This window comes from Roseiflexus sp. RS-1, from assembly GCF_000016665.1.
Lineage (GTDB): Bacteria > Chloroflexota > Chloroflexia > Chloroflexales > Roseiflexaceae > Roseiflexus.
Window position 1 is genome coordinate 3,313,325 of sequence record NC_009523.1, and the last position, 24,176, is coordinate 3,337,500.

The 24,176-nt window shown below is 60.8% G+C and carries 19 protein-coding genes; 8 read left to right on the forward strand and 11 right to left on the reverse strand.

Going from position 1 to position 24,176, the window contains the following annotated elements; genetic code table 11:
• Positions 1-63: 63 nt before the first annotated feature.
• The 8 genes from ROSERS_RS13745 to ROSERS_RS13780 all read right to left on the reverse strand — a co-directional run bounded on the left by ROSERS_RS13745 (position 64) and on the right by ROSERS_RS13780 (position 8,624).
• Positions 64-882 (reverse strand): hypothetical protein, encoded by an 819-nt coding sequence (locus ROSERS_RS13745; protein ID WP_011957385.1) that lies wholly within the window; start codon positions 880-882, stop codon positions 64-66.
• Between the two features lie 6 nt (positions 883-888).
• A complete protein-coding gene (locus tag ROSERS_RS13750) occupies positions 889-1,272 on the reverse strand; it encodes an NADH ubiquinone oxidoreductase (RefSeq protein WP_011957386.1) in 384 nt (127 codons plus the stop codon).
• A 63-nt stretch (positions 1,273-1,335) separates the two neighbouring features.
• On the reverse strand, positions 1,336-2,799 hold the full coding sequence (locus tag ROSERS_RS13755; RefSeq protein ID WP_011957387.1) for a proton-conducting transporter transmembrane domain-containing protein: 1,464 nt from the start codon (positions 2,797-2,799) through the stop codon (positions 1,336-1,338).
• Between the two features lie 45 nt (positions 2,800-2,844).
• Positions 2,845-3,564: a hypothetical protein gene (locus ROSERS_RS13760; RefSeq protein ID WP_011957388.1), complete on the reverse strand. Its 720-nt coding sequence runs from the start codon at positions 3,562-3,564 to the stop codon at positions 2,845-2,847.
• Positions 3,565-3,567: 3 nt separating this feature from the next.
• Positions 3,568-5,286, reverse strand: coding sequence for a proton-conducting transporter transmembrane domain-containing protein (locus tag ROSERS_RS13765; RefSeq protein ID WP_232282608.1), 1,719 nt, complete (start codon positions 5,284-5,286; stop codon positions 3,568-3,570).
• Positions 5,287-5,308: 22 nt separating this feature from the next.
• A complete protein-coding gene (locus tag ROSERS_RS13770; RefSeq protein WP_011957390.1) occupies positions 5,309-6,385 on the reverse strand; it encodes an NADH-quinone oxidoreductase subunit D in 1,077 nt (358 codons plus the stop codon).
• A 98-nt stretch (positions 6,386-6,483) separates the two neighbouring features.
• A complete protein-coding gene (locus ROSERS_RS13775) occupies positions 6,484-6,867 on the reverse strand; it encodes a PPOX class F420-dependent oxidoreductase (protein ID WP_011957391.1) in 384 nt (127 codons plus the stop codon).
• 140 nt (positions 6,868-7,007) lie between these two features.
• On the reverse strand, positions 7,008-8,624 hold the full coding sequence (locus ROSERS_RS13780) for a hypothetical protein (RefSeq protein ID WP_011957392.1): 1,617 nt from the start codon (positions 8,622-8,624) through the stop codon (positions 7,008-7,010).
• 185 nt (positions 8,625-8,809) lie between these two features.
• Between ROSERS_RS13780 and ROSERS_RS13785 the strand changes: the two genes are divergently transcribed.
• From ROSERS_RS13785 to ROSERS_RS13795, 3 genes are read left to right on the forward strand one after another with little or no spacing between them, the layout of a single operon-like run.
• Positions 8,810-9,679, forward strand: coding sequence for a class I SAM-dependent methyltransferase (locus tag ROSERS_RS13785; RefSeq protein WP_011957393.1), 870 nt, complete (start codon positions 8,810-8,812; stop codon positions 9,677-9,679).
• Between the two features lie 18 nt (positions 9,680-9,697).
• Positions 9,698-11,407, forward strand: a complete 1,710-nt coding sequence (locus tag ROSERS_RS13790; protein ID WP_011957394.1) for a glycosyltransferase family 4 protein — start codon at positions 9,698-9,700, stop codon at positions 11,405-11,407.
• Positions 11,400-15,203: a glycosyltransferase gene (locus ROSERS_RS13795; RefSeq protein WP_011957395.1), complete on the forward strand. Its 3,804-nt coding sequence runs from the start codon at positions 11,400-11,402 to the stop codon at positions 15,201-15,203. The genes ROSERS_RS13790 and ROSERS_RS13795 overlap by 8 nt, the downstream gene beginning before the upstream one ends.
• Positions 15,204-15,264: 61 nt before the next feature.
• Here ROSERS_RS13795 and ROSERS_RS13800 read toward each other — a convergent pair whose 3' ends face one another.
• Positions 15,265-15,753 carry a metallophosphoesterase family protein gene (locus ROSERS_RS13800; RefSeq protein WP_011957396.1) on the reverse strand — a complete coding sequence of 163 codons (489 nt, stop codon included), beginning with the start codon at positions 15,751-15,753 and terminating at the stop codon, positions 15,265-15,267.
• 149 nt (positions 15,754-15,902) lie between these two features.
• Here ROSERS_RS13800 and ROSERS_RS13805 point away from each other — a divergent pair, with 149 nt between their 5' ends.
• The 4 genes from ROSERS_RS13805 to ROSERS_RS13820 all read left to right on the forward strand — a co-directional run bounded on the left by ROSERS_RS13805 (position 15,903) and on the right by ROSERS_RS13820 (position 21,057).
• Positions 15,903-17,963, forward strand: a complete 2,061-nt coding sequence (locus ROSERS_RS13805; RefSeq protein ID WP_011957397.1) for an NAD(+) synthase — start codon at positions 15,903-15,905, stop codon at positions 17,961-17,963.
• Positions 17,964-18,072: 109 nt separating this feature from the next.
• Entirely contained in the window at positions 18,073-19,191 is a 1,119-nt protein-coding gene (locus tag ROSERS_RS13810) for a Gfo/Idh/MocA family protein (RefSeq protein WP_041333703.1), read from the forward strand.
• Complete coding sequence (locus ROSERS_RS13815) at positions 19,188-20,237, forward strand: Gfo/Idh/MocA family protein (RefSeq protein WP_011957399.1); 1,050 nt, start codon at positions 19,188-19,190, stop codon at positions 20,235-20,237. Before ROSERS_RS13810 ends, ROSERS_RS13815 begins: the two co-directional genes overlap by 4 nt.
• 43 nt (positions 20,238-20,280) lie before the next feature.
• Positions 20,281-21,057, forward strand: coding sequence for a sugar phosphate isomerase/epimerase family protein (locus tag ROSERS_RS13820; protein ID WP_011957400.1), 777 nt, complete (start codon positions 20,281-20,283; stop codon positions 21,055-21,057).
• Positions 21,058-21,346: 289 nt separating this feature from the next.
• On the opposite strand, the gene ROSERS_RS13825 is transcribed toward ROSERS_RS13820, so the two are convergent.
• Positions 21,347-22,084 (reverse strand): lysoplasmalogenase, encoded by a 738-nt coding sequence (locus tag ROSERS_RS13825; RefSeq protein WP_011957401.1) that lies wholly within the window; start codon positions 22,082-22,084, stop codon positions 21,347-21,349.
• Between the two features lie 243 nt (positions 22,085-22,327).
• Between ROSERS_RS13825 and ROSERS_RS13830 the strand changes: the two genes are divergently transcribed.
• A complete protein-coding gene (locus tag ROSERS_RS13830; RefSeq protein WP_011957402.1) occupies positions 22,328-23,041 on the forward strand; it encodes a dienelactone hydrolase family protein in 714 nt (237 codons plus the stop codon).
• A gap of 454 nt (positions 23,042-23,495) precedes the next feature.
• Here ROSERS_RS13830 and ROSERS_RS13835 read toward each other — a convergent pair whose 3' ends face one another.
• On the reverse strand, positions 23,496-23,846 hold the full coding sequence (locus tag ROSERS_RS13835) for a hypothetical protein (RefSeq protein ID WP_157041086.1): 351 nt from the start codon (positions 23,844-23,846) through the stop codon (positions 23,496-23,498).
• Positions 23,847-24,176: the final 330 nt, after the last annotated feature.

Below are 24,176 nucleotides of genomic sequence, written 5' to 3' on the forward strand. Positions count from 1 at the left end.
GAACCAGGAACCGGGAACCAGGAACCAGGAACTGAGAACTGAGAGCCAGGCTGCCTCGCTTTACTATCTTACCGCCAGTTGCAGATAGACGTTGACGATCAGCGCTGCGGGGAGAGCGCGCAGGAGGCACCAGCGCACCGTTGTGTGCAGCGGCGCCAGTGGAAGGGTGCGTCGCGCCTGGCGTAACCCGGCAAGCAGCACGGCGAAGAGCGCCAGTGCAATCATCGCCGCAATCCACGGTTGAACGACGTCCGATCCGGGGAGGATGCCGACCACGAACAGCGCCAGCACCAACCCTGCGCGCATCTGACGCGCCATCTGCGCCAGCCATCGTTCGTCTGCATCAAGCCCCTCCTCAGCGCCAGACGGCGCGAGGCTGGCATCCGGGGCGAACGGACCCAGACCGGCGGCGGCGGCAACGGCAACTACCCCCACAAGGAACAGGAATGCCCGTCCCAGAACTTCGAGTGCATTCCATCCCACGTCACCCCACAACAAACTCCCAACCACAACCCACAGTACCAGGCGTCCCGCCATGTTCACCTGCGCCTCGCGGAGCGCTGCGCGTGCTGCCAGCGGCGACAGCGCCAGAAGACCGGCAAACGCCGACGCAAGAAATGCCCCTTCGACGAGCGCCCACACCAGCGCCGGGTGTCCGACCCACAAGGATGCGTCTGCCGGATGAAGAGGCCAGGGAAGCGCAGCGTATGCCAGAACAGTCAGAACAATGCTGACCCCTGATGCCAGACTATCGATGCCTGTCGGAAAGCGTCGCTTCGGCAGGCGTAATACGAGACCGGCACCGTTTATTGCCGGAGCTACAGCTAAACCAAACCCTGTCGCCAGAAGAACTGCCAGGATCAGTGTCATGACGATATTCATACCGCACTACCGCTCACCTGCTGCGCCATCTTCCCGATCCATAGCGATTGTGCGAATCGCTTCGACGATCTGCGTCGGTGTCGGCGGACAACCATCGAGCGACAGATGGACCGTCAGGTTGGGGATGACAGCAACCCCGCCGCGTCCAAACGGATGCCCGTCGATAGCACAACGTCCGACGGCAATGATCGGCGCCCTGTGGTCCAACTCCTGGAGAAGCGCCATAAATGCCTTCTTCGTATCCGTGGTCAACGGTCCTGTCAGCAGCAACACATCAGCCTCATGGGGCGTCGCCGCCCAGTCAATATCGGCTGCGGCGGCAAGTGCCGCAATGACTTCCAGATCACAACCGCCGCACGAGCCGGTGTTGAACCGGTAGACCTGTATCACGTACAGTTCCTTTCCGTGCTCATTCTGTGCTGTGTCGGGAAGCGGGAACGAAACCCGCAACCTTCAACGCACGACATCAACCCGCACAAATGTCAGACCACGGATGACATCGGCAATCGTCTCGATCAGTGGTTGCGGATACAACCCGATTGCCAGACTGATTCCCAGGAGCGCCAGCACCACGATCGCTGCAACGAACGGCTCGGGCGCCAGACGACGTTGTGGTGGCAGATCGAGTTCTGTCGCGCCCAACAATACTGGCGCTTCAGCCACCGGCTGATCCTCGGGAGCGCCGATCAACCAGTCGCGCGCGATGCGTGCCAGCGCCAGCAATGCCAGCAGCGTTGCGCCGATCAACAGCACAAGCATAGGCGCACCGTAGTGCGCAGCAACCTGGTACAGCAGCATCTTACTCGCAAAGCCGCTCAATGGCGGCAACCCGATCAACGCCGCGCCGCTGCACAACAAGCCGCTCCCTGCCACGGGCCAGCGCCAGAGCATATCGCGTCGCATCGCCTTTGGCGGTCGCCCATCCGGTTGTTCCAGCAACATCAGCGATACCATCAAGAGTGGAACCGCCAGCATCTGGTTGAACGCCTCGAACACCGCGCCCATCAGACCAACCGGCGTGATCGTCGCCAGCCCGAACAGGATCATTCCAGCATTATAAACGACCAGATACCCGGCAATGCGTCGCGGTCGATCCTGCACAAGCGCCAGCACTGCACCGACCAGTGCAGCAATCGCTCCCAACCAGGTCAACAGCGCCAATCCGCGCTCATTCTCGGACACCAGGGTCGGAAAGAACTGCAGAACGCTGATCAGAAACAGCAACCCGGTCGTGTTCAGCACCACAACGATGATCGCCGACACCAGCGGAGAAGCGTCCTCAACCAGATCCGGCAGCCAGGAATGAAATGGCACAAGCGCCATTCGCAGCCCGAACGCTGCCACAATAAGCGCCAGCACAAGGCGAGGCGCGATCTGATCAGGCGTTATGCCAGGCCGGTACACATTGATCAGCACGAACCCGAGATATGCCAGCGCCCCGGCGAGCGCCATCAGAACCAGATATTTGAGCGCTGACGCGATCACGTTCGGTTCGACCAGTTGCGACGCTCTGGATGGAAGATCGACAATCGCAAGCACCGAGATCAAGCTGGCGCTGACCAGCAGCAACGCCACTATCAGCGGCTCCTGGAGCAAGACGATCATCGCCGATGCCACGCCAATGATGACGAGCGCAATTGAGACGAAGTGCTCACCATGCGGCAGACGCCACGTTGCCAGCATCATCAGAGCGGTCACTGCCGGGAAGCCAGCAAGGAACAATCTCCCAAGCGGATCAAGGTTGAGCGTCAAACCGAGCAACTGTACCGGTTGATCAACTGGTGAGAGGAGCACCAGAGCACAGTGCGCAATCAGTGCGGCAATCGCCACCCCCATCACCAGACGCATCTCGTGGCGCAGCAGGAAGCAACTTGCGCCAAGCGCCAGGGGAAAGGTTATGAGAAGCACGTAGGACATACATCCTGCTGGAATACGTCAGCGCTGACACCGACGCACGACTGGTCATGGTTTGTACAATACACTCAGATCGAGCGTCTTGAACCGTCCGTACATCAACCCGCTCAAGTACGCGACCGACAGCGACAGAACGATTGTCGTCAGACTCAACAATGCCAGCGGAAACACCTGAACAGTGCTGGCGATAGCGGTATAGACCAGATCGATGCTGCTGACGACCAGGAGCAATCCCAGACCGATCTTCAACGTATCACCGGCGAGCACAATGGTAAACAGACCGGTCAACCCCAGCCAGTACCAGGCGAAATCGATCGTCTGGCTGCCGATCGGATAGAGACGTGGAAGCGCAACGCTTGCAAGCGCTGCGAGCACCAGCGCCCAGAACGGCACAACATAGTCGGCAAGGCGAAACGGCTCACTGGCGCGCTGCCGCTGTGCGCGCCGCGCGGCGCGGCGCAGTTCCGCCAGCGAGAATTCGTCGAGATCCTCCAGATTGTACTCCCGCGAAAAGGTAACCGCAGTGATCCCCAGAATAGCGCTGGCGGCAAAGCCGGTGATCACCTTGACCACAATCGTTGTGCTTAGCGCAAGTTCGCCGACAGTCAGATCGGGTGTGATGAACTGTTGCTGCGCCAGAAACCAGGCAACACTGAGATAATTGATCAACATTGCCGGAATGGTGATACGCCAGTCGCGCAGCAGGATCACAATCCCGCTGGAAACCGCCAGACCGACAACTGCCCAGTTGATGGTGACGATCGGCATCGATCACCCCGCTGCAAAGACAAGAATGACAACAATCAAGGAGAAGACGATCGCCGCAAGATAGTAACGGCGACCCAACACTGCCACTCCCTGCCGGATCAGCAGAGCCACCCGTGCCAATCCGACATGCACTATTTCAGGAATCGCGGGCGCTGCGAGCCATGCCAGCCCATACAACGCCGTGCCAGTTGTGTCTGGTGTCAACACCGCTGTCAGACTCTCTTCCGCCGGTGGCGAGCGACGCTGCCGGAGGCGACGAAGCGCTGCTGGCGCCACGATCAAGATCAGCGTGGCGATGATGACGGCGGTCGAGCCGGGTAGCGCAGGAAAACGAGGCATCCCTGTCGTCGACGCGAACTGCCCTGGAATCGCCGCCAGCGCCACATCCCACACTGCGCGGGGCGCAGCGCCCATGAGCGCCAGCAGTGCGCCGACAAAAGCAGGCAGCGTGTCGACCGGATGTGCACGCCATTGTGATGAAGAAGACGCTGCTGCACGCCAGAAGCGCACCAGCGGCGCCAGCATCGCCAGCGCCAGCAGACTGCTCCCGGCAAGCACCAGCGCTCCTGCCCATGGCGCCGTGCGCTGTAGCGCGTCGAACAGCCAGAGCCGCGCCCAGAATCCCCAGGCGCCAGGGATGCCAGCCGCCGAAGACGCTGCTACCACCAGCCCCGTGGTCGCAACATGCAGCGCACTGTCAGGGTGTCGGGTATGCGCGGTGACATCATCAGCACCGCTCCGACGCTCGAGCGCAGCAATGCTCAACCCCAGTCCCAGGGTCGAGAGCAGCGCATTGATCGCCAGGGCGGGCGCCACATGCATAAAGGCGTCATTGCCGCATCCGGCGCAAACGATGATCAACGCAACCTGGGCGCTGAACTGCGCCGCTGCCAGCTGACGCAGCGAATGCGTCCATAGTGCGCGTGTGGCAGCAAGCACGAACGCCAGGATGCCAGTGGCAACCAGGACGGTCAGGTACGCCTCTTCCAACAGCGCCAGATAGTCCGGGAGCAATCGCAACAACGCAGCAATCCCGATCAGCGGCAGACCGAACGGGGCTACGAGGGCCAGGGGCGCCGGCGCCTGGTGCGCAGCAGCGAGCGATCCAAACGCTGGCGGGAGACCGCAGAGCGTCCAGACGTATATCAGGATGCCTGCAACAATCAGAATTGATGAACCCGACCCAGCGCCAGCGGTATCGCTCAGCAGTCCTGCCAGAAGAAACAACGCCGCCGCACTGCCAGACAACGCCAGAACAAGCGGCGCATCCGATCCCGGCAACGCACCGCTGGATCGCAGTGCGACAAACCACGCTATCCCGACGACACCTGGCGCGAATGCCAGCACCGGCAGCGCCGGACTGCACGCGCCGATTGCCACGATGCCAGGAATAACGATCAGGGCTGCAAACAGTCTGCCAAAGCCCCGCAGATCGACAGGAATCGCCAGCGCCGCCCCCAGCAACGCAAGTGCGCCGCCGATAAACGCTATCAGCGCCAGGAGCCATCCCAGCGGATCGATGATCAGCGTGATCCGAAACGACGCATCCCCCCACTGCAACCAGGTCTGATCGAATACTGTCGACGGCAAGTCCTGAAGGCGCGCAACGATCATCAGGATTGCGCAGAGAAACAATACCCCGGCGGCGCCCAGACCTGTCAGGCGTGCGGCGACAAAACGATCCAGCGCCAGGCAGACAACCGCGCCGATCAGAGGTAGCATGAACGCCAATGGAACCATAAGCCTATTGCTCGGCGCAGGCGACACACACTGCGAGCGACGCCAGAATTGCCATCACATCATCCAGTTGCGCCCGGCTCAGCAGGGTGCGCGCCAGCAGTCGATCGCACTGACGCGGCGTATCAATCTGCACCCGGGTCAATCGCACGCCATCGCTCTCGAGTGTATAACGAATGGCGCCTCGAGGACCCTCAACAACCGAGGAGGCCTGACCACGCGGCAATTCGTGCGGCAGTTCGACGATCGGGTCTTCTTCAGGGAGGCGTTGCAGTGCAGATTCGACGAGTTTGACACCCTCATACGCTTCCAGCAAGAGTAACAGCAGGCGCGCGTACACATCGCCGCCTTCCTGAATGATCGGTTGAACATCGAGCATGCTGTATGCTGCGTAGGGCTGATCGACTCGGACATCGCGACGGATGCCGGAAGCGCGCGCCAGTGGACCGCGCACGCCAAACTGCTCGGCTGCCGCGCGCGGCAACACCCCAACCTCGACGGTGCGCATAAGCAAGAAGCGCTGATCGATGAGGCGATCAATGAAGCGATAGAGGTCGGCGCTCATTCCCGGCAACATCGCCAGTACCTCTTGCCGCTCAACCGGCGTCAGGTCGCGCAACAGACCACCCGGTGCACACACAGGCGGCGGAATGCGACCGCCGGTGACCAGCGCCAGCATATCACGGGACTGCTGGCAAAAATGATCGAGGATTGCGCCGCGCTGCTCCATGCCGATTGCGTCCAGCACGGCGCGCGCTGTATAGAGATGGGCCGCCGTCCGTTCCAACTCGGCGATTGCAACCCGGAGCAGCGCGGCGCGCGCGCCCACTTTTCGCCGTTGTACCTGCTCGATCGCCTGACAGAACGCCAGGGAATGGGCAAAGGAACACTCACCGCAGATCCGCGCAACCAGGTGCAGCGCATCGGGCAGCGGCAATCGTGGTAATCGCTCGGCGCAACCGCGTTCGTTGAACCCGTTCTGATACTCGACATCGACGACGCGATCGTCGGCAATGTGCAGAATGAAGCGCTGCGGACCGAGCCATGCAGGGTGGAAAGGTCCCAGCGCCAGCGAGTATGACACGCCTGCACTCCTTCGTATGCATCGGGCGCGCATTATACCACGTTATGCGGCGTGTCATCACGACCAGAGTGAACATCTGGTTATACCACCATGAGCAATCAGAACGTCACCGGTGTTATCTCGAGAAAGATCGGCGTTGTGCGCTGGAGTTTCCAGAGAGCGGCAAACATCTGGAACATCACGCCATATTTCTTTGCCAGCGCGCGTCGTGCGACTTCTCCTTCCGAAGGATCGAGAATGCGCGCCTGAGCCTCGATTGTTGCACCCAGCGGCTTCCCACGCGCGTCGCTGGGAGTCAACTGCACCCGTGGATTTGCACGGATGCGCTTTACCTTCCCGGAAGCAGCCTGCGTCACCACATAGATGCGATCTCCTTCCTGCGCAAACCAGACGGGCGTCGGCACCGGCTGACCATTCTTGCGAAACGTTGTCAGATTCATGTATTGGTGACCGGCAAGCGGGGCAAAAAGCGCTGCTGTCATTGAAATACTCCCTGTCTCGATGGATACACCTTCATAATACGCACGAGAAGCGACAACAGTTCACCCACAGCAGAAAGGGCGCGGCGACGCCGCACCCTTTGCGCATTCCTGGCGGACACAGCACACCCGGTCGTGTATGGCTAGAGATCGAGCCGCACTTTAGCGCCGAAGTTCTTCTTCTCCTTGCTCGGGAAGTAGGACAGACATGCCGCATCCAGCAGGTCCGCCGTCAACAGCGGCGTCTCCATATTGTAGCGCGCAATGGATATCAACTGATCGAGAATGTCGCGTGGCTGACACATGCGAAATGGTCGCCCATCCGCGCGGAACCATTTCGCAACCAGATAATCGATGCTGCGATCATCATACGGCACTTTGCGCACCTTGCACATAATCTTCCAGATCTCACGCCACTGCTCTTCGGTCGGGTCGATGATCTCGATCTTGAACTTGATGCGTCGCAGCAGTGCATCGTCGCCGAGATCCTTCGGGTCGAGATTCGTACTGAACATGATCAACTGATCAAACGGAATCTGGATCTTCTGCCCCGTGACCGTGTTCAGGTAGTCGTAACGTTTTTCGAGCGGCACGATCCAGCGGTTGAGCAGATCAAACACGCGCACCTGCTGCCGCCCGAAGTCGTCGATCAGGAAGATGCCGCAGTTCGCCTTCATCTGGAACGGCGCCTCGTAGATCTTCGACGTTTCGTTGTAGATCAGGTTCAACTGTTCAAGGGTCAACTCGCCGCCAACGATGACGACCGGACGGCAGATGCGCGTCCAGCGCCGATCATACTCAATCTCGTCGTTCCACGGGCGGCGCGGCGGTTCGTGGATGACCGCGTCGTAGAACTTGATGATCGCGCCGTCGGCGTACACCGTGTGGGGAATGAAGATGTCATCGCCCATCAGATGCGTGATCCGTTCAGCGATGGTCGTCTTGCCGTTGCCCGGATAGCCAAACAGCATGACCGACGAACCGGAATTGACCGCCGGACCCACCATGTTCAGAATAGACTCGTCAATGACCAGCCCCTCGAATGCGTCCCGGATGTTGCGACGCGTCACTTTGACGTTGCGCACCGTCTGTGCTTTGACCGATGCAATCCAGTCGTCCAGCACAACCGGGCAGGGACCGACATACTGCGTTTTTGCCATTGCTGCCTGTGCTGCTTCGTGCCCGCGAATGGTCAGGACATACTCGTAGTTGATATCGCCATACCCGCGCTGCCCGATGATGTCGATCTGCTCGACGCCGCGCAGATCGGTGATGATCGGCTCGATAATCTGGTAGAGCAGCCCCATCGTAGCTGCTATCTCCCGCCCGGTTGCACGCCCTTTGTTATACAGAATGCGCAGGAAGTGCTCGGTAAGAAATGTGCGATTGAGACCGGTTTCTTCAATGGTATGCGGCACCTTTGGGACAAAGGAATTGTCGAGTTGCGGTCGCGCCTCCTCATCGCTCGGCGGCGGGTCGCCCAACAGACGCAGCGCCTGGACATTTTCACCACGCGCCCGCGCCGCACTGATCAGGCGCTCCAGGTCTGATATGTGCATCTGCAAATGCAGCATCGCGTCGGTGTCGTTTTTCGCCTGCGCTTCTTTCATGCAGGCGTACACGGCACGTGCAACTGTGTATTTGACCCCATCAATGTACAGGTGATGACAATACTCGTTATTGCGCACATAACAGTCGCGCGGATGGAACGTTTGCCGGAGCATCTCGTCGTAGGAACGCTGGTCGAGAAGATAACGCATAACCTCCCTCACAAGATCGAGTGCCGGAAGCAGAACTGAAAGCGCCGCCCCCACTACCATACCAATACACGCCACGTCCACATTATATGCCTTGTGTAACCATTCTCTAACCAAAATAATGGGTGTAACTTATGATATAATGCCGCGCGCAACCGCGACATTCAGACAGGTGTGGATTTCGAAGCATGGACGATGGCGCCGTGGCAACAGATGCCAGCCGATTGTTCAATGCCTGGTACTATCAGACGGGATGTGGTTCGCCGTATCAGCGCGACGACCGCTGGATCAATCTCTTTAGCAAATTTGCCGAACGGATCGTCGCCGAGATCGGACCGCGCTCGGTGATGGATGCCGGGTGTGCGTTCGGTATGCTGGTCGAGCAACTGCGCGCCCGTGGCGTCGAAGCCGAAGGGATCGATATTTCCGGGTATGCGATTGCGCAGGCGCACGAATCGGTTCGTCCATACGTGCGCGTCGCTTCGGTGACCGAGCCGTTCGGTCGTCGCTATGACCTGATTGTCTGTATCGAAGTGCTCGAACATATGCCGCGCCACGAAGCGGAAGCGGCAATCGCCAACATGTGCATGTGGAGCGACGATATTCTCTTCTCGTCGTCGCCGTATGACCACAAAGAAGCGACGCACATGAACGTCAATCCGCCGGAGTATTGGGCTGACCGGTTTGCGCGCCATGGATTCTTCCGCGATGTCGATTTTGACGCTTCGTTTCTGACTCCGTGGGCAGTGCGATTCCGGCGGCGCAGCGAGCCGCTCCATCGGATCGTGCGCGATTATGAACGTCGTTTCTGGGAACTCTGGCATGCACATCAGCAATTGCGGGAACTGGCGCTGGAACAGCGCGACCGTCTGGCGCAAGCCGTCGCCGCGCAGAAAGAAGCCGAACGCCTCGCGGAAGAGCGCCACGCCTACACGATCCGCCTCGAATCGGAACTGACGCGAAAGAATGCGCATATCCGGTATCTTGAAGACCTCATTCATCGCCTGGAACACGGGCGGGTGATACGCCTGCTGCGTCTCCTGACCGGCAGAAAGTAGTTGCCTGTAAGGAATCCCATGATGCATCTCCTGATTATCAGCCATGATGTTGTTGGACAGCGGATGGCGGGTCCGGGCATCCGCGCCTGGGAAATGGCGCGGGCATTGTCATCCTGTGCGGAGATCACGCTGATCGCGCCATATCCCATTGATGTGACTGCGCCGGGGATCCGCACCGGTCGCTTTACCATGGGCGACACCTCCTCGCTGGCGTTCTACCTCGACCAGGCGGATGTCGTCCTGGCAAACGGTTTTTTGCTCGAAGCGCACCCCGAACTTGCCGAAGCGTCCCAACCGCTCATCCTCGATCTGTACGATCCGACGTTGCTCGAGAATATCGAACTGTTCCGTCATGCATCGCCAGTTGAACGGGAAGAGCGCGCCCGACGCGACATCGATCTGCTCAACCGGCAACTCGCGGCTGGCGATCTGTTCCTCTGCGCCACCGAACGGCAACGCGATCTGTACCTGGGCGCACTGATGGCTGCCGGACGCATCACTCCTGAGCGTGTGGATGCCGACCCGCTCCTGCGCAATCTGGTTGTCGTCGTTCCTTTTGGATTGCCTGCCAGCCCGCCGCAGCGCACCGGTCCCGGTGTGCGCGGAGTGATTCCTGGCATCGGCGACAATGACCTAATCATTCTCTGGAATAGCGGCTTGTGGGACTGGCTGGATCCGCTGACGCTCATTCAGGCAATGCCGCAGGTCATCGCCAGAGTTCCCAACGCGCGCCTGGTCTTCATGGCGGGCAAACACCCTGGTGGCGCAGCACCGATGCGTATGACCGACACGGCGCGCGCCCTGGCGTCCGACCTGCATTTGCTCGACCGTCATATCTTCTTCTATGAGACATGGGTTCCATATGCCGACCGCGCGAACCTGCTCCTTGATGCGACCGTTGCCGTCTCGTTGCATCGCCAGCACCTCGAGATGGCATATGCCGCCATCCGCTCGCGGGTGCTCGATTACCTGTGGGTCGGATTGCCTGCCGTCCTCAGCGATGGCGACCCTGCCGCAGCACTGGCGCGGGAGCACGGCTTTGCCCTTGTGACACCGCCGGAAGACCCGGAAGCGGTGGCGCAGGCGCTTATCACCCTGCTCACCGACGAAGCCCGACGCGCAGAACTTGCCGACCAGGCGCGTGCACTGGCGCCACAATACACCTGGACAAAGGTCGTTCGCCCGATTGTTCGATTCCTCGAAGCGGCACCAGTGCACAAGCCACGCTCTGCCTCTCGTCAGCGCAGTACCCCGGCGGCATCGTCGCCTTCGACAGCGGAGCGCACCGACCGCCGACAAACGCTTCAGGAACAGCGCAATCGCGCATTACAGGCGCTTGAAGCAACCTGGCGTCTTGATCAACTGACGCCACCGGCGCAGGGAGTGGCGGGAAAAGTGCGGAACATGGCGCTGGAACGCTTTGTCTGGCCCCTGCTGGCGCCGCTGATTGCCCGTCAGCGCGACCACAACGCCGCCGTGATACGTGCTGCTTATGCAACGGCGGAGTATCAGGATCTCCTCTCAAACGATGTTGCCCGCCTGATCGCCGCCGTTCGCCTGCTGGCGCAGCAAACGCGCGACATCGCCGAACATATGGCTGGTCTGGAAGAAGCCGACCAGCACCTCCGCGCTGCGCTCTATGGTGAACAACCGCCGCCGCCGCCACGTACCAGAACACAGATGGTAGACATTGATCGCGAAACCCTCATAGAGGAACGGTATGAATAGCGCGGTGATTGTGCTCACATGGAATGGCGGCGCCGAGGCGATCGCCTGCCTGCAACGGGTGCGCCAGCTCGATCCGGCACCCGATATCGTTCTGGTGGTGGACAACGACTCCCGTGACGGAACACCGGATCAGATCGCCGCCCTTTTTCCCGTCTTCACACTGATCAGGAACCCACATAATCTGGGGTATTCCGGCGGAATGAACGTCGGGATCCGCACGCTGCTGGCGCACGAATCGCTGCCCGATGTGATCGTTCTGCTCAATCAGGATACTCTGGTCGATCCGGGATGGCTCGGCGCTATCATCGCCCCCTTCGCCGATCCTGCAGTAGGCGCGGTGGGGTGCAAAATCCGCTACCCCGATGGAACAATTCAGCATGCCGGTCTGACCCTCGACTGGCCCCTGGCACTGTCGCGCCATGTCGGGAGATATGAGCCAGATCGCGGGCAGTATGACAAACCGCGCGATGTCGAGTTCGTTACTTTTGCAGCTGTCGCTCTGCGACGCCAGGCACTGGAACGTATCGGGCTATTCGACGAAGGATATCGTCCCGCCTATTTTGAGGACGTCGATCTCTGCGTGCGCCTGCGACGCGCTGGCTATCTGATCCGCTATGAACCGCAGGCGACACTCATCCATCGAGAGGCGACGTCGCAGCGGGATCGCCTGACCCGTAGCGCACTTGTTCATCGAGGACGGCTACGCTTTGTGCTGAAAACATACGCCCTCGACGAGATAACCGGTCCTTTCGCACAGGCGGAACATGACTTTATCGGAAGTCTCGAACAACCGTCTGAAAAACGTGCGTTGCGCTGGGCATACGACAGAACGCTTGCAGACCTTCTGCACATCTGGCTTGCACGGCGCGAAACAAACCAGGATGTGTCTGAAGCAACAGCCACAGTACAGCGCCTTCTTCTCAACCTGCAACACGAACTGAGCAGGAGTTCCCATCGACGTATTGCTGCGCGTCTTGCAGACATTGAAAACCTGGTAACAGACCAACCGGCTCTGCTGGCGGCGCGTTACACATTGCTCGACTCGCCGCCGCTTCGTGTGGATCTGGGCGAATCCTTTTGCATCAATGTGGACGTGCATAATATCGGGCGCATAGCCTGGCGCAGCGCTGGCGCACATCCGATACGTCTCGGTTATCGGTGGGTCGATCAAGCAGGAGGACGCATCGTCGGACTTCATCGATCAGCCATTCCCAAAGACATCCTTCCCGGCGAACACGCCCATATTGCGTTGCGGATCGATCCTCCTCCTCAACCTGGGGTGTGGCAGTTGCAGATCAGCCTGGTGGAAGAATATATTGACTGGTTCAGTACGTATGGCATTCCACCGCTCTGTGTCGATATTGAATATGTTCTCGATACAGCGCTGCGTGCGGTTATCTTGAGCGCTAATGTTGCTGCGTATGACGCGATTGGCAAATATATCCTGTTCCAGACCCAGACACTGCGCAGCGCAGGCTATCGTGTCGTGATACTGGCAGAACACGTCGATCAGCGTTTACCGACCGACATTCTTCTCTCAGTCGTCGCCATTAACTGCCAGATACCAGACGAACACTATGCAGTTGCTCTCGAACATCTGCACCGCGCCGACCTGATTATTCTCCATTACCCGCTCTTTTACGACCTCGCCGGATTAGTACGTGATGTTCGTCATGGCGTCGTGCTATTCGATTACCACGGTATCACGCCACCTGACATCTGGGGGGTCGAGTCGCCAGATTACTACGCCAGGATGGTGCGCGGTGTCACAAACCTCTCTCTTGTTCAATACGCCGATTATGCTATCGGGCATAGCCGTTTCACCTGTGCAGAGTTGATAGCGACAGGCCTGATCGACCCAAAGCGCGTTATTCAGATGGCTTTCCCGATCGTTGCGCATGCAACCCTCTCCGGCGCTCCCGGTTGCGACCTGATCGAACGGTTCGATGTGCGCAACAAACATGTGCTCCTCTACGTCGGTCGCATGGCGCGCAGTAAGCGCGTCGATATGCTCATTGAAGCGTTGCCTGCAATTGTGGCGCGTCATCCTGAGACGAAGCTGCTGCTGGTCGGTGATGATCGCCCACTGGTATACCGGCAGTATGTGCGCGAAGTCGCGGCGCGTGCGCGTGAACTCGGCGTTGCAGCCTGTGTGCAGTTCACGGGACAGGTTGACGATACGACTCTTGATCAGTTGTACTGTGCCTGTGCAGTTTTCGTGACCGCCAGTATCCACGAAGGCTTCTGCATGCCGGTTGTTGAGGCAATGGCACACGGTCGTCCGGTGGTCGCAACGCGTGTGACGGCGCTACCGGAAACAGTTGGCGATGCCGGTCTTCTGTTCGATCCGGACGATATCGCGGGTCTGGCGGATCAGATATGTCGGTTGCTCGACGACCTCCCGCATCCCGGCGCTCATTGGGATATGTCGCAATTCGGGCGACTGGTGCCGGTGACAGAGGAAGAAATAGCAGCGCTGCGTCAGCGCAAGATCGGTATTGTGACGCCCCGCTACGGCGTCGGCGTGCTGGGAGGCGCCGAACAGGGCATTCGGGGATGGGCGGAACAACTTGCTGCGCGCGGCTACACCGTTGAGGCGCTTACAACAACGACGGTCGATATGTCGAACTGGGGCGACCACGTGCCGCCAGGGGTCGATCATCTGAACGGCGTAACCATCCGCCGCTTCCGAACCACCAGCATCGATGACCGATGGTTCCACGCTGTTCGGGAGCAGGCTGAAGCGGGGAAACTTCCCCGCTTCAGCGAAGAGCAACGGTTCATGGAGCATAATCTGCGAAGCGTCGACCTTGAACAATTCATTGCCCAACACGCAGAAGAGTATGCCTGCCTGCTCGTCATCCCCTATCTTTTTGGAACCAGTTACTGGACAATCCGGACGGCGCCGGAGCGTTCCATTCTTATTCCATGTCTGTACGACGAACCACTGGCACGTCTTGGCATCTTTCGCTCAATGCTCGAACAGGCAGCAGCTATCTTTTTCAACTCTGAAGAAGAAGAAGCGTTCGCAACTCGTGTTCTTGGTGTAACCAATCCGTACCGCGCGTGTCTGGGATTTGGCTTTCCCGATCATCCAGAACCGGGTCATCCGCATCGTTTCCGTGAACGTAGCGGCGTTACAGGTCCGTTTCTCCTCTACGCCGGTCGCCTCGAACATGGCAAGAATGTTCCGCAGTTGATCGACTATTTCATTCGCTACAAAGCAGAACGACCAGGAGCGCTGACGCTGGCGCTGAGCGGAACGGGCGACATTTCCCCGCCTTCGCGTCACGACATCGTTGCGCTGGGCATGCTTCCCCGCGAGGTGCTCAACGATGCTTTCGCCAGCGCGCTGGCGCTCTGTCAACTTTCGCTCAACGAGAGTTTTTCGCTTGTTCTGATGGAGTCGTGGCTCCAGGGACGACCGGTGATCGTGCATGCAGATTGTGCAGTCACCAACGGTCACGTCAAACGCAGCGGCGGCGGGTATGCAGTCCGTTCATACGAAGACTTTCGGGCGGCAGTTGATGCATTGCTGGCGAATGACGAACACGCGGCGACGCTTGGTGCGCGCGGCAAGACTTACGTCATCGAGCGATACACCTGGAGTCGGTTGCTGCCGCGCATCGAAGAAAACATCGCTCGTTTCAGCCGTCCTCGTTCGCTGTATGCGCGTCTGGCGCAACGCGGCGTGGTGCGCGCGCTGGAGTTTACCCGGAAACGCTTCGAGGCGGACTTTCTCGACCTGGTTGAACGTGCGCTTGCCGAAACCAGACCCCAGGCATACGCCGATTGAGCAGTCCTTGTCGATACGATGCCAGCGATCAACCGTTGCGCCCTGAGCATCACCTGAGACGCTAAAGATCATACCGTGTGACGTCGCCGGTGTCGCTGTCATATACGGCGCAGGTCGCGTCGCCGTACAGTTCACCCATCACTTCGCCCGGATTAACCAGCGTGACCGCACCGCGCTGCACCACGCTGTACCGGTGATTGTGTCCGCAGCATATCAGACCATACCTTCCACTTTCGAGCAGCGGCATCGCTATCTCCGGGTAGTGCGTCACAGCCACCCGCAGTCCATTGAGATCGAGATCGGCAAAGGCGCCGTGGAGCGTGATCTGCGCGAAGTTCGCCGCCGCGACGGTCAGACGAAACAGATCGCCGTCATTGTTGCCAAAGACGATATGGATCGGACCGGCAAATCCTTCGCCTAACTGCCGCATAATGAATGGCGAACAGAGATCGCCGCAACAGATCAGCGTATCCGCGCCGCGTACCCGTTCCAATGCTGTCGCCAGCCGCGAAATATGGTCGTGAATATCCGATACGATGGCAATGCGCATACGTCCTTCCCTCCTTCGTGTGGGTACGCGGGTATTATACAGGCGTTGAAGGTTGAAGGTTGAAGGTTGAAGGTTGAAGGTTGAGCCGAGAAAGTGTTATACTGACACCAATTGGTTGATCCGGGTTCGATACCGAAAGGGACACGCTCATGCGACCGTTCAACTCAATCTACACCCATGGCTTCGTCCGCGTCGCGGTATGCATCCCCTCCCTGCGCGTCGCCGATCCAGCGTACAACGTTACCCGCACCATTGGGCTGGCTGAGCGCGCCAGCGTCGCCAACGCCGCCGTCGCCCTTTTCCCCGAACTTGGTCTCTCCGCCTACACCTGTGACGACCTCTTTCAGCAAGATGCGCTGCTGGAAGGTGTGCTGGATGCGCTGAACCGCCTGATCGACGCGAGTCGCTCATTGACGCCGGTGTTGCTGGTCGGCGCGCCGCTGCGCATCGATGGCGCGTTGTACAACTGTGCGATCGTTATCTATCACGGGCGTATCCTGGGGGTCGTTCCTAAAAGCTACATCCCGAACTATCGCGAGTTTTACGAGAAACGCCAGTTCAGCGCTGCGCGCGATGCACTCCGGCAGACAATCACGCTGGCAGGCGCCACAGTGCCGTTCGGCAACGATCTGATCTTCGTCGCCGGGAATGTGCCCGGCTTTGCGCTGCATGCCGAGATTTGCGAAGATGTGTGGGTTCCTGCGCCGCCAAGTTCCTTCGCCGCCCTGGCGGGCGCAACCATCCTTGCCAATCTGTCCGCCAGCAACATCACCATCGGGAAAGCCGACTACCGGCGGATGCTGTGCGCCGCTCAATCCGGCACGTGTATCGCCGCCTACCTCTACTCAGCCGCCGGTCCAGGCGAGTCGACCACTGATCTGGCATGGGACGGACACGCACTGATCTATGAACTCGGCGAACTGCTGGCAGAAACCGGGCGATTTGCCGACGATGAGCGGATGATCACCGCCGACATCGACCTGGAACGGATCGTGCAGGAACGGATGCGCACAACCAGTTTCGCCGATGCGATTGGCGATCACCGCGAGCGCCTGCGCACGATGCGGCATATTCCGTTCACCTTCGATATTCCTGAGGGCGATGTGCCGCTCCAACGCATCATTGATCGCTTCCCCTACGTGCCAGGCGATCCGTCGCGCCGTGATGAGCGGTGCTACGAAGCCTACAACATCCAGGTTCACGGCTTAATGAAACGCCTGATCAGCACCGGCATCGAAAAGGTCGTTATCGGCGTTTCAGGCGGACTCGACTCCACCCATGCCTTGATCGTGGCTGCGCGCACGATGGATCGGCTCAACCTGCCGCGCACCAACATTCTGGCATACACCATGCCAGGGTTCGCCACCAGCGAGATCACCCTTGCCAACGCCCGCAGTCTGATGCACGCGCTCGGCGTGACAGCCGGCGAGATCGATATCCGTCCGTCGTGCATGCAGATGCTGCGCGACATCGGGCATCCATTTGCGCGCGGCGAACCGGTGTACGACGTCACGTTCGAGAATGTCCAGGCGGGCGACCGCACGTCACACCTCTTCCGTCTGGCGAATATGCACGGCGCGCTGGTGGTCGGCACCGGCGACCTGAGCGAACTGGCGCTGGGTTGGGCGACGTATGGGGTCGGCGATCATATGTCGCACTACAACGTCAATGCGTCGGCGCCGAAGACGCTCATTCAGCATCTTATTCGTTGGGTCGCCGATTCCGGTCAGTTCGACGACGCAACCAGTGCAATCCTGCGTTCGATCCTCAGCACCGAGATCTCACCCGAACTGATCCCTCCCGGTGACGCCGATCACTCCCGTCCGGCACAGAGCACTCAGGCAATCATCGGTCCATACGAATTGCAGGATTTCAACCTGTTCTATATTACCCGCTACGGCTTTCGACCGAGCAAGGTTGCTTTTCTGGCATGGAATGCCTGGAGCGATGCGTCACGCGGCGACTGGCCCCCAGGGCTGCCGGGGGATGAGCGGCGCCAGTACGACCTGGCGACCATCCGGCGCTGGCTGGACGTCTTCATCCGCCGTTTCTTCAAAACCAGTCAGTTCAAACGTTCGGCGCTGCCAAACGGTCCAAAGATCGGTTCCGGCGGCTCGCTCTCACCGCGCGGCGACTGGCGTGCGCCAAGCGACGCCGAGGCGGAGGTGTGGCTCGATGAACTGCGCCGCAACGTGCCGGACGATTGTTGATTGTGAGGGAAAGCCCTATCCAGAACACCCGGATCGCAGCGCCCCCGATTGACAAATCGCGCGCATGGGGTATCATACAGCGGCACGCCTTTCATTGGAAGAGTCGCGTATGACAACCCATCCCCCGCTCCCTGATCTCCGCTTTGGCATGATCGGCAGCGCCGCCGGTATTGCCGCGAGCCACGTGAAAGCGCTTACCCAACTTCCAGGTGCATCGATTGTCGGAATGGCGGATGTCGCCGTCGAACGCGGCGAAGCCCGCGCCAGGGAGGTCGGGTGCCCATTCTTTGCCGACTACCGCGCAATGCTCGACACTGTTCGTCCCGATGTTGCGGTTATCTGCGCGCCGCATCCGTTCCATGCCGCGCTGGCGATCGACTGCCTGGAAGCCGGCGCGCACGTGCTGGTCGAGAAACCGCTTGCGGTCAGCGTGTCCGAAGCGGATGCAATGATCGCTGCCGCCGACCGCGCCGGGCGCCTGCTGGCGGTTTGCTTCCAGCAACGGTTTCGTCCGGTTGTTGAACATGCCCGTGCTCTGATCGAATCCGGCGCGATCGGCGATATTGTGCGCGTGCTCTGCGTCGAACCATGGTTTCGCACGCAGTTCTACTACGACTCGGCAGCCTGGCGCGGTACGTGGCGCGGGGAAGGCGGCGGGGTTCTGATGAATCAGGGTCCGCATCCGCTCGACCTGCTCTGCCATCTGGTCGGTGCACCGGCGAAGGTGTGGGGTTGGGTGCGGACGCAGGGTCATGCCATCGAGTGCGAAGATGTCGCCCACGCGCTGCTGGAGTATCCCAACGGCGCCCCTGGCTACATCTATTTCAGCACCGTCGAAGCAAGTCCCGAACGGCGCATGGAGATCGTTGGCGACCGCGGCGCGCTCGTGATCGTCTTCGATCATCTGACGATCCACCGCTTTGCCATGCCGCTGAGTGAGTACCGCGCAACGGCGCCTGAGATGTGGGGTCAACCGCAGATCCACACCGAGACGCTCCACCTGCCCGGCGATGGCGGCGGACACCTTGCGGTCTATCTCGATCTGGCGCAGTCAATCGCGGAGGGGCGTCGTCCGCGTTGCGATGCGCGCCAGGCGCGGATGTCGCTCGAACTGGCGAATGCCGTCATTCTGTCCGGCGTTACCGGGCAGGCGGTTTCACTGCCCCTCGACGGTCAGGCGTATGATGCGTTGCTCGATGATCTGAAATCGGGGAGGCGAACGCTGTGAGTGATACAGCCATCCGTTTCGGCATCATTGGCGCCGGGGTTGCTGGACGTTACCATGCGCAGGCGATAGCACAGACACCCGGCGCGCGTCTGATGGCGGTTTGCGCCGGTCATCCTGAACGGGCGACCGCACTCGCCGACGCCTTCAACGCGCGCGTCGAGCCGGATGTCGCTGCGCTGCTGGCATGCGATGACATTGACGCCGTCTGTATCTGCACGCCGAGTGGACAGCATGCTGAGCAGGGCATTGCAGCCGCGAAAGCCGGCAAACATGTGCTGGTCGAGAAGCCGCTGGCGATCACGCTTGCCGATGCGGACGCGCTGATTGACGCCTGTCGCACGGCCGGGGTGCATCTTGGCGTTGCGCTCCAGCGTCGCACCGATCCCGATTTTTGCGCTGCGCGCGAAGCCATTGCCGCTGGCGCCCTCGGTCGCCCGATCCTCGGCGTCGTCACCATCCCATACCTGCGCACGCAAACGTACTACGACTCGGCGGCATGGCGCGGCACGTGGGCGCTCGACGGCGGCGGAGCGCTGATGAACCAGGGCATCCACCTGGTCGATCTCCTGATCTGGTTGATGGGCGATGAGATCGTTGAGGTGCAGGCGCATACAGCAACGCTGGCGCACACAATCGAGGTCGAAGACTGCGCTGGCGCCACACTGCGCTTCGCCAGCGGCGCATTGGGTACGATTGCCGCCACTACCGCCGCTGCCCCCGGCTTTCCCCACCGGGTTGAGGTGTATGGCACACAGGGCGGCATCCAGATCGAAGGTGAGGCAATTGTGCGCTGGGAAACAATCCATCATGCTCCTCCGGCGTCGCTGCACGTCACGTCTGGCAGCGGGCGCCAGGAGGCAGGTGCCGGCGCATACCCGACAGGAATCAGCGCCATTGGACACACCCGCATCCTGGGGGATTTCGTGGCTGCAATCCGTGAATGCCGCCAGCCGCTGGTTTCCGGTTCAGAAGCGCGGCGCGCGCTGGCGGTCGTCCTGGCGATCTACGAATCGGCGCGCGAAGGCAAACCGGTGCGCCCCGGATGAATCAGTAGAGGCGCAGCGACGCCGCGCCTCAAGGAGGCACGTCATGCGATTCGGCATATGCACCACGCCCGATCAGATCGATGTCGTCGCGGCTGCTGGCTTCGACTTTTGCGAATTACCAGCGCGCGCAGTGCTGCCGTTCGACGACGATGCCGCCGCTGCTCCGGCGTTGCGCGCCATTGCAGCAGCCCGCATTCGCCCTGAGTCGTTCAATGTTCTTGTACCCGCAGAGATCCCGCTCTGCGGACCACACGCCGATCTCGATGTATTGCGCACCTACCTGCAACGCGCATTCAGCCGGATGGCATCACTCGGTGCCGCTATCGCCGTCCTCGGCAGCGGCGCTGCCCGTCGCATCCCCGATGGATGGTCGCGTGAGCGGGCGCTTGATCAGCTTGCCGATGCGCTGGCGCTCGCCGGAGAAGAGGCCGACCGCTGCGGCATCACTCTGGCGCTTGAACATCTCAACCGCCAGGAGTGCAATGTATTCAATACCGTCGGCGAGTGCGCCACATTTCTTCGTGATCGCAGATTGCACCACGTCTATCTGTTAGCCGATCTCTACCACATCGAGATCGAACGCGAGCCGCTCGATGCGGTTGCCGCAGCCATGCCGCGCATTGTGCACGTTCACGTGGCCGGCGGCGGACGACACCCACCAGACACGCCGGGGTATGACTACGCGGGTTTTATGCACGTGCTGCGCAATGCAGGCTACAATGCGCGCATCTCGGCTGAATGCGCCTTGGAGAATCTGGCGGAACAGGCGCCGGTTGCGCTTGCCTTTATGCGTGCACAATGGCAGGGGGGAATAGTATGAGCATGCAGGCTGGAGATACCCAACAGGCTGAGATGGTCTTTGAGTAAATAATCCGCTCTAGCCCGCGCAGGCGGGCTTTGCCCTGGCTAGCCGAGGGCTTATGGTCTTTGAAGAAATAATCCGATATAGCCCGCGCAGGCGGACTTTGCCTTGCATAGCCGAGGGCTTCAGCCCCACGGCTAGCGCAGTATAGCGGATTTAATTTTCAATCTCCATCAGCCCCACGGCTAGCGCGGTAGAGCGGAATAAATGCTCAATCTTCATAGCAGCGCGGAAGGCATGCGAGTCACTATTCGCGCGCTGTGTCGGTTGATGGAAGCACCTGCACTTCCCGACCGGTCCCCAGCGCCTCCACGATCAACCCCTGCCCCGTGAGATAGGTCAGCCAGATCGCGTCGCCGATATGGGGGAAAAAGAGATTGCGAAAGAGTTCCCCCGCCAGAATGAGATCGGAAATAAAAAAGAGCGCACCGCCGATTGCGAGCGACAGATACTGCCGATCGCGCACCGCCAGCGCCGCGCTCATTCCACTCATCGAGGCGAGCAGCAACGCATATGCCAGCGCTGCACGGTTCAGCATCCCCGGCTGCGCTGGATTGCGCGCGACACCGTACCATCCCGCCGCACCGACGATCCAGCTCGCCAGCAGCGGCAACGGCAATGTCCTCAGCGCATCCCGCCGCACCAGGTGGTGCGCTGTAGCGCCAATGTAGCATCCGTGCCCGACCCCAAATGCAAGCATGCCGAAGATCACATGGTGCGGCAGCGGAAGAACCCGCGCCATGATCAGATCCCCCAGGAACCCACACCCCATACCGGCCGCCGCCAGTTTCGCCGGCGGCCGAGACGCGGGTGTCGCGCCACGCCACAACAGCAGCGCCGCCAGCCAGACCAGCAACGACGACAGCATGCGCAGCGGCAGCGGAATCCGGTTCCGCGCATCACCACGGTTGCCGATCGCCAGACCGGACAGCATGACCAACGCTGCCAGCGCCAGCAGCGCATATGCAAATGTATGTCGCTTCATAGAGAACCGAGAACCGAGAACTGAGAACCAGGAACTGAGAACCGAGAACCAGGAACCGGGAACCGGGAACCAGGAACTGAGAACCAGGAACCGGGAACCGAGAATCAGAAACTTGCAACCTTCCCACGTTCAACGTTCAACGTTCAACCCGCAACCTGCAACCTTCCAACCTGCAACCCTTCCACACCTGAGCGAACCCATGATACCATAGCACCGTACCTGTACCGCTCAAAGGACGAAACAATGGCAGACATCGTGATTCCCGCGCCCGATGGGGCATTGAACGCATACCTGGCCACGCCGGACGGCAACGGACCCTGGCCCGGCGTCGTCGTTATTCATGACGCCCTGGGAATGCGGCGCGACACTCGCCAGCAGGTGGAATGGCTGGCGAGCGAAGGGTTTCTGGCGATTGCCCCTGATCTGTTCGATGGCGGCACGGTGATCACATGTCTGCGCCTGATCATCCGCGACTACCTCACGTGGCAGGGGATGATGTTCCGCCACATTGCAGCAGCGCGCGACTGGCTGGCCCAACGCGACGATTGCACTGGCAACATCGGGGTGATCGGCTTCTGCATGGGCGGCGGATTTGCCCTGCTGCTGGCGCCCGGTCACGGGTTTGCAGCATCGAGCGTCAACTATGGTGTCCTGCCGAAAGAGATCGAGCGTGTCCTCGCCGGCGCCTGCCCGATTGTCGCCAGTTACGGTGCGAAGGACATTACCCTGCGTGGCGCAGCACAACGTCTCGAACAGGCGCTGACGACTCTCGGCATCGAACACGACGTGAAAGAGTACCCTGATGCCGGGCACGCCTTCCTCAATGAACACGATCCGCGCGATTTTCCCGCATTGATGCGGATTGTCTGGCGCGCAACGCAGACGACCTACCACGAACCATCGGCGCGCGACGCCCGTCAACGGATTATCGCCTTCTTCAAACGCCACCTCGCCTGACAGACCTCAGCGCACACATCCCTGGCACGCCTCACCCCTGGGAGCGCGGGCGTCGCGCCCGCATGCCCCGCCGTCTCACCCCTGGGAGCGCGGGCGTCCTCGCCCGCATCCCCCGCCGCCTCACCCCTGGGAGCGCGGGCGTCTCACAACGCCTCCGGGTCAGCGTGGGTGCAGCGAAGTCTCACCCCTGGGAGCGCGGGCGTCCCGCCCGCATCCCCCGCCGCCTCACCCCTGGGAGCGCGGGCGTCGCGCCCGCATGTCCCTCCGCCACGCGCGTTCCCGGCACGCCTCACCTCTGGGAGCGCGGGCGTCGCGCCCGCATCCCCCGCCGCCTCACCCCTGGGAGCGCGTGCATCCTGCCCGCATCCCCCGCCGTCTCACCCCTGGGAGCGCGGGCGTCCCGCCCGCATGCCCTCCCTTACAGGTTCAAGAGCGGACAGAACATATGAGTGCTCTACGTCTTTGTCGCAGCAGGATGCGGCATCCCGGCAGCGTTCCGTCGGCGGAGCGTCGTGCCAGCGGGCGCATACCGTGCGCGGGCTTCGGCAGACCATGTCGCAAGATCCAACCCCGCTGGCTCCCAGCGGATGGGGGTGCGCTCATTCCGCCACAGCCATTGCCAGCAGGCATCGCGTCCCAGACGGAACCGACGGTGGACGCCAGCCCAACTCCGACGGCGACCGCCCCGCCTCCAGCACGGGATGGCCTGCGCTGCAGCGTGCGTTCCGAGCGCCAGCGTAATGCGCGTCGCCAGCGCCAACCCCAACACCAGGCGCTCCTGATGCGCCAGTTCGCGTGATCGCAAGCCATTTGCCGATGGTGCGACCCGTCCAGCAACGGGGCCTGTCCTGGCGGGTCTGGGGCGCGATCCTGGCTCGCAGCGCTTGCCCGTCAGCTGTCGTCCTGACCCGCAGTCCATGTGTCAATCCGCAGACCATTCGCTAACGGCTGCGGGAATGGTGCTTGGATGGGGTGGATAAGGCGGCCCCCAGTCAGCGACGGGTGGAAGGTACGTCCTGGTCTGCCGGTCTCCTACCGTGGATCGTGGCATGGCGGCGCACCCCCCAGATCGCCCTCGCGTTGGACGCCACCAGGGAGCACAGTCCTCATAAGGTCTGTTGGACGGGGCTGCACC

Coding starts and splice junctions, on each gene's coding strand:
- ROSERS_RS13745 (WP_011957385.1), bottom strand. CDS start 882: ATGAATATCGTCATGACACTGATCCTGGCAGTTCTTCTGGCGACAGGG.
- ROSERS_RS13755 (WP_011957387.1), bottom strand. CDS start 2,799: ATGTCCTACGTGCTTCTCATAACCTTTCCCCTGGCGCTTGGCGCAAGT.
- ROSERS_RS13760 (WP_011957388.1), bottom strand. CDS start 3,564: ATGCCGATCGTCACCATCAACTGGGCAGTTGTCGGTCTGGCGGTTTCC.
- ROSERS_RS13765 (WP_232282608.1), bottom strand. CDS start 5,286: ATGCTACCTCTGATCGGCGCGGTTGTCTGCCTGGCGCTGGATCGTTTT.
- ROSERS_RS13775 (WP_011957391.1), bottom strand. CDS start 6,867: ATGACAGCAGCGCTTTTTGCCCCGCTTGCCGGTCACCAATACATGAAT.
- ROSERS_RS13780 (WP_011957392.1), bottom strand. CDS start 8,624: ATGCGTTATCTTCTCGACCAGCGTTCCTACGACGAGATGCTCCGGCAA.
- ROSERS_RS13785 (WP_011957393.1), top strand. CDS start 8,810: ATGGACGATGGCGCCGTGGCAACAGATGCCAGCCGATTGTTCAATGCC.
- ROSERS_RS13790 (WP_011957394.1), top strand. CDS start 9,698: ATGATGCATCTCCTGATTATCAGCCATGATGTTGTTGGACAGCGGATG.
- ROSERS_RS13795 (WP_011957395.1), top strand. CDS start 11,400: ATGAATAGCGCGGTGATTGTGCTCACATGGAATGGCGGCGCCGAGGCG.
- ROSERS_RS13800 (WP_011957396.1), bottom strand. CDS start 15,753: ATGCGCATTGCCATCGTATCGGATATTCACGACCATATTTCGCGGCTG.
- ROSERS_RS13805 (WP_011957397.1), top strand. CDS start 15,903: ATGCGACCGTTCAACTCAATCTACACCCATGGCTTCGTCCGCGTCGCG.
- ROSERS_RS13810 (WP_041333703.1), top strand. CDS start 18,073: ATGACAACCCATCCCCCGCTCCCTGATCTCCGCTTTGGCATGATCGGC.
- ROSERS_RS13820 (WP_011957400.1), top strand. CDS start 20,281: ATGCGATTCGGCATATGCACCACGCCCGATCAGATCGATGTCGTCGCG.
- ROSERS_RS13825 (WP_011957401.1), bottom strand. CDS start 22,084: ATGAAGCGACATACATTTGCATATGCGCTGCTGGCGCTGGCAGCGTTG.
- ROSERS_RS13830 (WP_011957402.1), top strand. CDS start 22,328: ATGGCAGACATCGTGATTCCCGCGCCCGATGGGGCATTGAACGCATAC.